8 protein-coding genes and 1 tRNA gene are annotated in these 11,341 nt (G+C 60.1%); 3 read left to right on the top strand and 6 right to left on the bottom strand.

Features of this window, described 5'->3' with window-relative positions; translation table 11 throughout:
• Positions 1–58: 58 nt before the first annotated feature.
• Entirely contained in the window at positions 59–1,327 is a 1,269-nt protein-coding gene (locus tag PB2503_RS07965; RefSeq protein ID WP_013300725.1) for a spinster family MFS transporter, read from the bottom strand.
• 72 nt (positions 1,328–1,399) lie between these two features.
• Between PB2503_RS07965 and PB2503_RS07960 the strand changes: the two genes are divergently transcribed.
• A complete protein-coding gene (locus tag PB2503_RS07960; RefSeq protein ID WP_013300724.1) occupies positions 1,400–2,398 on the top strand; it encodes an NADPH:quinone oxidoreductase family protein in 999 nt (332 codons plus the stop codon).
• Positions 2,399–2,412: 14 nt separating this feature from the next.
• On the opposite strand, the gene PB2503_RS07955 is transcribed toward PB2503_RS07960, so the two are convergent.
• The gene (locus tag PB2503_RS07955) at positions 2,413–3,579 is read right to left on the bottom strand and encodes a sensor histidine kinase (protein WP_013300723.1); all 1,167 of its coding nucleotides are present in this window, start codon (positions 3,577–3,579) and stop codon (positions 2,413–2,415) included.
• Positions 3,580–3,718: 139 nt separating this feature from the next.
• On the opposite strand from PB2503_RS07955, the gene PB2503_RS07950 reads away from it, so the two are divergent.
• Positions 3,719–3,808 (top strand) — tRNA-Ser (locus tag PB2503_RS07950).
• A 247-nt stretch (positions 3,809–4,055) separates the two neighbouring features.
• Here PB2503_RS07950 and PB2503_RS07945 read toward each other — a convergent pair.
• The 4 genes from PB2503_RS07945 to PB2503_RS07930 all read right to left on the bottom strand — a co-directional run bounded on the left by PB2503_RS07945 (position 4,056) and on the right by PB2503_RS07930 (position 9,840).
• A complete protein-coding gene (locus PB2503_RS07945) occupies positions 4,056–4,436 on the bottom strand; it encodes a hypothetical protein (protein ID WP_148235228.1) in 381 nt (126 codons plus the stop codon).
• Between the two features lie 366 nt (positions 4,437–4,802).
• A complete protein-coding gene (locus PB2503_RS07940) occupies positions 4,803–5,894 on the bottom strand; it encodes a flavin monoamine oxidase family protein (RefSeq protein WP_013300721.1) in 1,092 nt (363 codons plus the stop codon).
• Positions 5,895–5,959: 65 nt separating this feature from the next.
• A complete protein-coding gene (locus PB2503_RS07935) occupies positions 5,960–7,093 on the bottom strand; it encodes a pyridoxal phosphate-dependent aminotransferase (RefSeq protein WP_013300720.1) in 1,134 nt (377 codons plus the stop codon).
• A 152-nt stretch (positions 7,094–7,245) separates the two neighbouring features.
• Positions 7,246–9,840, bottom strand: a complete 2,595-nt coding sequence (locus tag PB2503_RS07930) for a TonB-dependent receptor plug domain-containing protein (protein WP_041534949.1) — start codon at positions 9,838–9,840, stop codon at positions 7,246–7,248.
• A 469-nt stretch (positions 9,841–10,309) separates the two neighbouring features.
• Between PB2503_RS07930 and PB2503_RS07925 the strand changes: the two genes are divergently transcribed.
• Positions 10,310–11,293, top strand: coding sequence for a KpsF/GutQ family sugar-phosphate isomerase (locus PB2503_RS07925; RefSeq protein ID WP_013300718.1), 984 nt, complete (start codon positions 10,310–10,312; stop codon positions 11,291–11,293).
• The last annotated feature ends 48 nt before the right edge of the window (positions 11,294–11,341 follow it).

Genomic DNA, 11,341 nt, shown 5'->3' with positions numbered 1-11,341 from the left:
ATTCGCCAGCTTCAATAGCTCGATGTTTTCCAGATGTTCAGCCCAATATGTAAAGGATTTATTCCCCTGTCTCCGCTGTCCAGTCCTGCGGTAGACATTTTGCTGTCCACAAATAGGCGCCGATGCCCCCCGCCGAGGCGATGCACAGGGTTGTCAGGGCGATACGCAAGGCCTCGGCGGGGGCGGCCCCCTCCCCTCCGGCCTGTAAAACGCCCGATATCCATCCCGTGTAGGTCGGTCCCAGACCGAGGGCGATAAGGTTCAGTAAGAACAACATCACCGCTGAGGAGGAGGCTCTAAGCCCTGGGGGGGCCAAGGTCTGAGCTAGGGAAAAAGTCGGACCGAGATAGATGCCGGTCGCCAGAATGAAGATTGAGAAGCTGAGGAGAAAAATTCCCCAGTGACTTGTCCACAGCGTCAATAGCAAAAACGGCACCGACAGCATCAACCCGCCGGCAGGCACCAGCGCATAATAGGCGACCGAGCGCGCCGCAAAGCGATCGGCGAGCACGCCCCCCAGATAGGTGCCGCCCCCATAGGCAAGACCGTTGATGAGACCGAAAGCGGTGAGCACCAACCATAGCGGCTGGTCATAGGTCCTGGCGGCGTACACCACGATGAAGCTCGCCACCGCATAGCCGGTAAAACTCGCCAATCCGATGCCAAGTGTGGCGCCGAGATAGGATCTGATCTTCAGGAGATTGATCATCGCGGCGAAAAAGGGCGGCCTCGCGGCTCCCGCGGTGACGCCCCGCGGCGGGTCTTTCACGGTAAGCCGCAACACAATCGCAAGGACAATTCCAGGCAGGCCGATCAGGACGAACAGGGCGCGCCAATCGATTGTCCCCCCGCTCGCCATGGCCGCCGCGATGAAATAGGCCGTCATCCCGCCCAAGGGGATGCCGAGCGCATAAATCCCCAAGGCACGCCCCCGTTCCCGAGGGGCGTAAAGGGAAGAGAGGATTGAGTGGCTCGGTGGACTTCCCCCCGCTTCGCCGATCGCAACCCCGATCCTCAGAAGGACCAGAACCGCAAAACTCTGAACGAGGGAGGTCAAGACCGTAAAGCCGCTCCATACCGCCAAGGCGATACAGACAATCGTTACCCGGTCCATCCGGTCGGCCAGCCAAGCGATGGGCAGGCCCAAGGCCGTGTAAAAAAAGGCGAAATAAAAGCCGGTCAGCAATCCGAACTGCCCGTCGGTCAGCCCCAAATCCGCAATGATGGCCGGCCCTAATATCGCCAAGATCTGGCGATCGACGAAATTGAACACATAGACGAGGGTCAACAACCCCAGCACATAGGATCGAGACTGGACAGCGGGCATGAATTCTCCTCGGTCCGGATCTTGGGGCGCGCGGTCCCCTGCTTTACCTTGCTGCGGAAAAGAGAGGAAATCATGAAAGCACTCATGTCGACGGCCCCCGGCGGGCCCGAAACGCTCAGCCTGATCGAGCAAGCGACGCCCTCTCCACGCAAAGGGGAAGTCATCGTCGCCGTGAAAGCGGCCGGGGTGAATTACCCCGACACCCTCATCATCAAGGATCTTTATCAGTTCAAACCGCCGCGGCCCTTTGCGCCGGGCAATGAGGTGGCGGGGGTGGTCGAAGCCCTTGGCGAGGGCGTGACCCATCTATCGGTGGGGGACCGGGTCGCCGCCACCTTGGCCCCTTGCGGCGGCTTTGCCACCCATGCCGCCGCACCGGCCGCAGCGACCTTTCCCATCGGCGACATGCCCTTCGAGGAGGCGGCCGCCCTTGTCATGACCTATGGCACGAGCTTGCACGCCCTGAAGGATCGGGCGGCCCTGGCCGAGGGGGAAACCCTGCTTATTCTTGGGGCGTCGGGGGGCGTTGGATCCGCAGCGATCGAACTCGGCAAGGCCATAGGCGCCCGCGTCGTCGGCGCGGTGTCGTCGACAGAAAAGGCCGACTTCGTCAAAGAGCTCGGCGCCGATGAGGCTATCGTCTATCCAAAAGGTGACCTGTCCCGCGACGATCAAAAAGCGCTGTCGGCGTCGTTCAAAGAAGCCTGCGGGAAAAACGGGGCGGATGTCATCTACGACGCCGTCGGCGGCCCCTATGCCGAACCCGCCCTCCGCGCGATTGCGTGGGAAGGCCGCTATCTCGTGGTCGGCTTCCCGGCCGGCATCCCCACACTCCCGCTCAATCTGCCGCTGCTCAAGGGCTGCCAGATCGTTGGGGTCTTCTGGGGGGCGGCGGTGCAACGCGACCCCAAGGGACATGAGGCCAATCTCACTCTCTTAAAGAAACTCGTGGCCGATGGCGCCATCCAGCCGAGGGTCACCGAGACCTTCCCCCTCGAACGGGGGGCGGAGGCGCTCAAAAAACTTGAGAGCCGGAGCGCCACGGGAAAACTCGTGATTACGATGCCCTGATTATGATGCCCCGATCATGACGAGGTGATCACGCTGTCGGCCAGCAGACCTTCTTGCGTGATATGGGCAAGCTTGGCCGTGAGCTCATAGGAATACCCCGCTTCTGTAAAGCGCCGCGCGGCCTGTCCCATAAGGCCCGCCGGCGCGACCCGATCGAGAAGCAAGGAGCCAAAGCCCTGCCGGTGCGGGGGGCGGGCGCCCCAATCGCCGGTATCGCTTTCTTGCCAAACCAGGCGAAGCACCTCGCCTTCGCGCTGCCAGAACAGGCTGACCCGCCCCCCCCGATCGGACAGCGCCCCATATTTGAGGGCATTCGTGCCAAGCTCGGACAGCACCAGCGCAATATTGAACGCGGCCTTATCGTTCAGCGGCAGATCGTCGCCGGAGATGACCAACCCCGTTTCACCGAGCTTTTCGCCGATCAAAGGCGCGAGGGCGGCCTCGGCCACATCCCGCAGGCTGGCGCCGCGAAATTTTTGCTCCACGAGCAGATCGTTCACGGACTTAAGCGCGATCACCCGCTCTCTGACGGCACTGACAAGATCCGCCGGTGAATCGTGCTCCCGCGCGGCCATGGAAACGAGGCCGGACACCTGGGCAAAAAGATTGCCCATGCGGTGGTTCATTTCCTTCGCGACCAATTCAGCGGACATCGCCCGTTCCTCGGCGATCTCCCGGCGTTCCTCGGCAAACGCCGCGCCGGCCCTGATCTCCAGTTCTCGGGCCGCCAGCCCAGCGAGGTCCACCAAGATCTGTCGCTGACCCTCGGATATTTGCCGGGGGTTGGTGTCAAGGACGCACACAGTGCCAAGGCGATATCCCCCCGACAGGATAATCGGTGCGCCCGCATAAAACCGGACATGGGTGTCCCCCGTCACCAGCGGATTGCTGCGAAACCGGGGATCCTCGAGGGCATTCTCGACCACCAACGGATCGTCGTTCTGAATGGCATGGGCACAAAAGGCGATTTCGCGCGGGGTTTCGGGATCATCGATGCCGAGCCGCGCCTTGAACCATTGGCGGTGGTCATCGACCAAGGAGACCAGCGCCACCGGGACATCGATCGCATTGGCCGCGATCCGGCAGAACCGATCGAAGGTCTCCTCCGGCGGGGTGTCGAGAATACCGGTTCGATGCAGCGCGGCGAGGCGATTGGCTTCTTGGGCTTGAGAGTCGGTCACCGCGAGGAGCTAGCCGATCCACAGCTCTTCTGCCAGCGGGGTTGGACGGCCCCAGATCGCGACCTCGGCACGCAAGTTTACCCGGTCGGCAATCGCAAGGCGGCTTGCCAACCATCGCAATAGCTGGTTTCTGGGCGATGGACAGGTGGCCGAGTGGTCGAAGGCGCTCCCCTGCTAAGGGAGTAGGCGAGGAATCGTCTCGAGGGTTCGAATCCCTTCCTGTCCGCCAGCGCTTTTTCGCTCACGCGCCGAAGGCGCTCCGCGGGGGCGGCCTGACCTGCCGGGACGCAGTCGCGTCTTTGGATACTGGAGTTCGAACTTACTCCCTCTCCGTCCGCCAATTTCCATCTTGCGCTACCGGCTTCGCCTACTTGAGCGCATGGCTCCGGGGGCTCTCCGTTCAGTCCCCCCAGACATCTTTCGGCGTCATGCCATTCGCTTTTTGAGAGACGAACGAAACTCTTCGTGAATGGCGCTCAAGAACGCTTTGGGCCGCGTCTTTCAATCCGCTGCTTTATCTTGCGGACCCGGGCCCGAACCGAGGCGGCGTCATCCTGTTCCAATCGGTCCAGGAACATTTCCACCGGTGTATCGGGGAGGGTGCATAAACCGTCGAGCGCCCAGGCGCGCAAGAACGGTCGGTCTGCATCGAGCAGCCCAATCAGCCATCTCCGCAGCGTCTCCCGGTCGCCTTCCGGCACAACGAAATGGCCGACGATCTGACAGATGTGAAGCTTCGCCTGCCAGGCGGTCAACTTGTCTAAATCAGCGATGAGCCGGGCCATAAGCGCCCGGTCCAAGCATGCGCCCTTCTCAAGTTCAGATTTGAGAACCCATGTCGCCCCTTCAGAGATCATTCGGTGCTCATCAGCCACCAGCAGAAGGACAGCTTGAAGAAAGCCTTCGCGTTCACGAAAGCGGTCCGCGGTCTCCGACAAAAGGGCGGGCGAACGGCCGTCATATGCGGCAAAACACTCCCTCAGAACGGACTGCAGCTCATTAGCTCCCATAGCGCGGTAGGTGGCGTTTGACGAAGCGCGCCTGCCGGGGGGTGGCCGTTGCTGTGTCACGCGTCTGTGCTTCTGTCAGGGGGAGTTGTATCCAAGCCATCCCCAACAAGCCCGGTCAATTTTCCAGGCCATTCGAGTTCGATCATCTGCCGCGCCTCCCCTTAGGGGAAAAATGCCCCCCGTCCGACGGAAGGCGAGCCTTTCCTGGCGGACTTATAACGCCTGCACCGGCACATGTAATGCCTGCACCGGCGCATGGCTGAAGATCTGACTCACTGCAGCATGGGCAGAGCGCAGGGCCCCCTCCTGCCAGCCGGGCAGATCCGAGACCCCATCCCCGGCGAAAAGAAGGCGCCCCTGCCCGATTGCCGCGGGCCCTCTTCGCCCTGTGCCCCCATCCTGAACGAAGGCCCCACGCGAATAGGGCTGGGCCTGCCAGTCCACGACGACGTCGCCCCCCCGCGGGCCGCGCCCTTCCCTCCCCATGCCGCGGACGGATCGGAAAAGCGGGGTCGCAAGTGAACTTCCCTCGAACCGCGACGCTGTTCGACTGCCATCGCTCACAAGGGAGATCGTCTGTGCAGACCGCATCCGGAGAAAATGGCGAAATTCGTCGGTTATCGCCATCGGCAATGACGCCAGGAGGGCCACGGGGAACGTCACGACGGCAAAGTCCGCCGACACCGCTTGGACGTGTCCTGTCAGCCGATCCTGTAGCGTGACGTCGGCCCGCTCAGCAGACTGATCGATGCGACGAACCTCCTGCATGAACAAGGTCTTTGCGGCGAGACGGTCATGAAACGCCGTTGCAAACGCCGCCATGCCGGCGATGGGCCGCCAGGGCTCTGCCTCTCGACTGTACGCGCCGCCGCCGATCGGCTCCCGCGCCACCTCAAAGGCCTGTGCATAGAAAAGCGCGTGGCGGTGCGACGGGAGGAAGATAGTCGGGCCCGCCTCGACCCTCCCCGCAGTGGGCAGCCGCGCAATGCGCGTGCCGTCCGGGTGGGGCAAGAGCATGCCATCGCGAACGGAAAAGTTCCGTCCCCCAATTCTATTGCGCGCCTCGACCAAGGTGACCGACGCACCGGCGGCTTCGAGCAGATAGGCGGCGCTGAGACCGGCAATGCCCGCCCCCAGCACGAGAACCTGTCGCCCGGCCAAGGGCCTGACCACTCCCCCGCCAAGGATTGAGTGCCCCCTCTCCGGCCGGTCATGGAGAGACGACCCCCCACTCCCAACCACAGAAAAGGCAGCAAGACCGCCAAGCGCGCCTTTGATCCATGCCCGTCGCCCGGGAAAGGACACATCGCGCCTCCTCATCGGCGGCCTTGAACGACCATTTTGGTCATGATTATCTGATGTCGGACCGATTACGCTTCGAGCGCTTTCGGCAACGCGTTACAATATTTTTCGACATCCTTGATGAAACCCATGGATACCCGCGAATAATGGACGTGGTCGCCATAAACACCGCGGATCGATACCCCCTGCTCTGCCATTTTATCTCGGAAGACATTCGCGTCCCCTGGCAGTTTGACGAACATAAAGTTCGTTGCGGAGGGCAAGGCTTCAAGATCATTCTCGGCCAAGGCCGTGGAAACCATATCGCGCGCTTCGACAATTTTCGCCCGAGAGAAGCTCATGAAAGCCGGATCTTCGTAACAGGCAATCGCCCCCGCGAGGGCCGGTCCAGAGACCCAGGACATGACATGGTCACGCAGCATGGCCGATGTTTCCGGCGCGGCCATCGTATAGCCAAGACGGATCCCCGCCATACCATATATCTTCGAAAATGTCCGGGCAACGATCACATCGTGCCCATCACGCACGAGATCAACCATGGAGTTCGTATCGGAATCGTCAGTGATCTCATTATAGGCTTCGTCGATCAAAACCGTCGTCTTCTTCGACACCCGCTTGGTGAACGCCCGCAAGGCATCCGCATCAATCAGCTCACCGGTCGGGTTATTTGGATTACAGATCTGTACGAGGGCCGTTTCGTCATCGACCATGGCCTCAAGGGCGTCGAGATCGACACTGAGGTCAGGGCCCATGGGCGCCCGAACGATCGTCGCCCCTTTACGTTCCGCATACCGGACCGTGGGATCGAAGAAGAGAGCGGGCGCCACGATCTTGCCCTTCTTACCGTAGGCGAGCGCCGCGGCACACAGCACTTCGGCGGACCCCGTCGACAAGGCGATATGTTCAGGGGTGATCCCATTCCGCTCGGCGATCATTTCCGCGAGCTGCATATTCGCGGCACCGGCATAATAGGCCCCCATTTCGCCGGCATAGGCGATCGCTTTTTGGGCTTTCTCACTAGGACCGTAGGGATTCTCATTACTCTGAAGGCGCGCCATGCCTTTTGTTGGGCCCAGCTTGACGGCGGGGGCGGTTTTCGCCGCGACCTCCGCGGCGGCGAGCCCCCCCATCCCGGCACTGCCCACAACGGCCCCGGCCGCACCGGCCTTCAATAGATTCCGACGACTGAGAAATACGCTCATAATTTGGTCCCTTCCAAGATCGATCTTGAGCAAGATACCGGACCAGGTCCACCACTAATCCGGCTATATACACACTGGAACTCACAAACGAAGGTGAGGCGGTCCGCCCCCCGACGATACCGCCTCACCCTACGCTCCCCCTTAGACCGAGATCAGAAGGTCAGGGTTGCTTTGGCGTAGTAATAGCCGCCCTGCCAGTCGACGACCGAGTCGGAGCGATAGATCCGACCACAGCAGGTCTCACCGAGTTCCCCCTCATCCGGGTAATTGTCAAAGAGGTTCCGGGCGCCGACGCTGAACCGTGTGGTATCGTTGACATCGAGGCTCAGCTCGGCATCGACAAAGAGTTCAGGATCGAATTCCTGGAAGGTCAACGGCGCCGTGCTACCATTTGAGTTATCATACGGCCCCCAATAATTGAGGCGCAGAAGACCGGATATATCCCCAACCTCGTGCTTGGCCGTAAAGACCCCCCGCCAATTCGGCTCATCATTGACGAAATCGTACTGCGATTCGTCATTGAAGAGCTCGTCTACTTCGCCGTCGAACTCCGTTTCATTATAGTTTGCGGACAGAGTAAAGTCGGTCGACCCGTAAGTGCCCCAATCCTTGTCGGTGGTGACAACGAGGTCGAACCCTTCCGTAATGGTATCGAAGGCATTGGTGAAGTAGAAGGCCGCATCAATCGTTTCAGCTCCAACGGCCCCGGCATCGATCAGATTGTCGCGGAAACCAAGACAGTCTGTCTGGATACCACCCGTCTCCTCATCGCAATCATCGACAATCGAAATAGTCGAGATGGCGTTTACCCGGTCCTGAAGCTCGATCCGATAGAAGTCGAGGGTGACATCGAAGGCACCGATCGTCGCCGTAACACCGGCCGTGTAGTTTGTGGATGTTTCAGGCTCAAGCGGTGTCGCGCCAAGCGCTTGCGCTAAAGGACTAGAGGGGGGGGAAAGGGCCGTCGCCACGGGGATCCCGTTTGGCAAGCGGGTCGACACATTGGTCGTCCCCTGCTGACCCGGTGTCGGCGCGCGGAAGCCGGTTCCGAAGGAGCCGCGGATCCCCACCGCGTCGCTGAGCGCGTATCGCGCCGCGACCTTATAGATCAGCTCACTGTCGAAGTCGGAATAATCCTCGAACCGTACCGCTCCCTGAACGAACAGTTTTTCGGTAATATCCGTACTCAGATCGAGATAAACGGCATAGGAGTCGCGCTCATAAATGCCTGAAAATTCAGGAGAATAGCCGGGAAATCCGTTCGATCCGTCTACGACCTGTCTATAGACGGGGTCATCTGCATCCGTACAATCGAGATCGGCGATCCCCGCGCCAGCCGCCGTCGGCCCGGACATGTCTTCAAGGCAGAAATCATAGGGATCGGACTGTACATACGGGCCAGTTTCATAGGAAGCCGGTTCGCCCTCTTCAATCTCATAGCTTTCTTCAAGATAACTAAGACCAAAGCCAAACACCATCTCGCTGGCGAGCCCCACCTCCATCAAATAGGAGAAATCCGCCTGAATTTGGGTTTCTTCGTTGATGAGATTGCCGGGCTCGAACCGTGTTGGGCTCATCGGCCCCATGGACGGGTTCAGCGTATTGGCAAGGCTGTACTGGATTTCCGACTGACCGTTCCGTGCCGACAGATCCCACGCAAACTTATCCGACTCACCTTTCAGCCCCAGGACCAAGGAGTAGTCGAGGACCTTGCCGGAGAAGAGTGGCGTGAACCCCCCCGGATATATTTCCGTGGGGTTGTAAATCGATCCGTCCTCGAGACGCACATCTTCGATCACCCCATTTCCTGGATACCGGTAGAAGAAGTTCCCCGTCGCTTCGGACTCAGAATAGTTCCCGAAGCTGTAGAGTTCGGTCCCGCCCCCAAGGGGCAGCGCCGCGTTGAAAAAGGTCCGGAGGGCTTCTGCCTCGGGCCGGCCCCAGGGCTGCACATTCTCGCCGCCGAACAGCGATTCGACCCCCGCCGCATAAACAGGATCAATGGCCGCCTGTTCTTCGACGCACCACCAGGATTCGCAATATTGCTCACTCCGATCGGTCTTCTCAGCATCGGAGACTTCGACCGACACATTCAAGAAACCGTCCGGTCCGAGGGGCAGGCCGGCATTCGCCGACACGATCCACTCTTCCCCGTCACCGGCGTAGAATTCCCCGATCTGACTGGTCAGCTTAAAGCCTTCACGATCCTCTTTGAGAATGAAGTTAATGACCCCCGCAATGGCGTCCGAGCCATATTGGGCCGCCGCGCCATCGCGCAGCACTTCGATATTTTCGAGAGCAATGGCCGGAATAGTGGCGACGTCCGGCCCCTGCGTACCCGACCCCCCGATCGACACGAGAGCGGCCCGGTGGCGCCGCTTGGAATTGACAAGAACCAGGGTCTTATCGGTGGGAAGGCCCCGCATACTGGCCGGGCGAATGAACGATGCCCCGTCGCTAATCGGTTGCCGGCTCAACGAATATGACGGAACCAAATTCCGGAGAATGTCATTCGCATCCGTGAACGACACATCCTCAAGATCTTCGGAATCAAAGACGTCGATCGGGACTGGCGATTCCTTCACCGTCCGCGGCTTACCCCGCGCGCCCGTTACAACGATCGTATCCTCCGCAACCGGGGCAATTGTCCCCTCGGTCTCGTCCTGGGCCATCGCCGGGGCGGAAACCCCCAACGCGACCATACTGACTGCGGATAATAGCGATACTGTCAGTTTCGATGATGACATCGTCAACCCCTTTTTAGCACACGCATGCCCCCTGCTCCTCAGGTCATGCCGATGACGGGAACTTAATACTAAGAAACTTTGCGCCGCAACACGATCTAGCAAAAAAATGCGTTACGCCGACTCACGGAGCATAATCGTGTCTAATATCCCACAATTATGCTTTCTTTCGGCCAATCGCTCAATTCGCGCAAAAGTGGCATTCTGCGAGGAAACATCGCCCTTGATGAGCTCCCGGATACGAGGCTTTCTCCAACCTCCTCCGTTATCTGATGACATATTCGTTCATCACAGTTCCCATCTTTTATCTGCTTACAGATGTTCCGTTTAGCTATCGACGGAAATTGGCGGCACCATGGGAAAAGATGACAGTTTCACGACACATAACGGACGCGCTATTGGGGGCAGCGATGTATGGTTGAGCCGTCCGGCGCATCTCCGGTAAGCTCTCCAGCGACAAGAAGGTTGGATAATGCCCACAAACGTTTCTGCATCGGATACCATCGCAACAGGCCGCGCCGTTCTCACCACGGAGGCGAACGCGCTCCACACGCTCGGGGAGCAGCTCGACGACGCCTTCGCGGCAGCCGTGCGTCACCTTACAGCGACATCGGGCTTTACCGTGGTGACCGGGGTCGGAAAGTCAGGTCACATCGGCCGAAAAATGGCCGCGACCTTTGCCTCGACGGGAACACCATCGTTCTTTGTCCACCCAACAGAGGCCAGCCACGGCGATCTGGGCATGCTCGACCCCAAGGGCGTGCTGATTGCGATTTCCAATTCCGGCGAGACCCGCGAATTGCGCGACATTCTGCTCTATGCCAATCGGCGGCATGTACCGCTCATTGCCATGACGGCCAGGCCCGACAGCTTTTTGGCGAAACGGGCGGAGGTCACCCTGCTGCTCCCTCGCACCCCGGAGGCCTGCCCCAATGGCCTTGCGCCCACCAGTTCGACGACCATGACTCTCGCCCTGGGGGATGCGCTTGCCGTTGCGGCAATGACCGCCCGCGGATTCAGTAAAGAGGATTTCGGCGCCCGGCATCCCGGCGGGCGCCTGGGGATGCAACTTCAGCGGATCGAGGAATATCTTGGCCTTCAGGCAGGGCGCACGATCCCCACACTCCCCTCGGCGGCCCCGCTCACCGATGTGCTCCAAAAAATTTCCGAAGGGCGAGTCGGCGCGGTGGCCGTGGTCGACGCGGCGGGTCTTCTTGAAGGCATTGTCACGGATGGCGACGTGCGCCGCGGTATTATGGGGTACACGGACGTCCAAAGCCTAACGGCGGCCGACCTCATGTCTCGCTCACCGATCACCATCGCCCCGCATCAGAGGGTGTCGAGCGCGGTCGAAATTTTTGAGACCCGCGCGATCTCCCAAATTCTCGTCATTGCCGAGGGTCAACCAATCGGCGTCGTGCATATCAAGGATTTGATGGCGGACGGCTACCTTTGATGGTCGCCATCTCCATTCGCGTTAGATCAATGACATCATGAACGGTCT

Source organism: Parvularcula bermudensis HTCC2503, assembly GCF_000152825.2.
Classification (GTDB): domain Bacteria; phylum Pseudomonadota; class Alphaproteobacteria; order Caulobacterales; family Parvularculaceae; genus Parvularcula; species Parvularcula bermudensis.
This window is presented reverse-complemented; position numbering and strand designations above follow the sequence as displayed.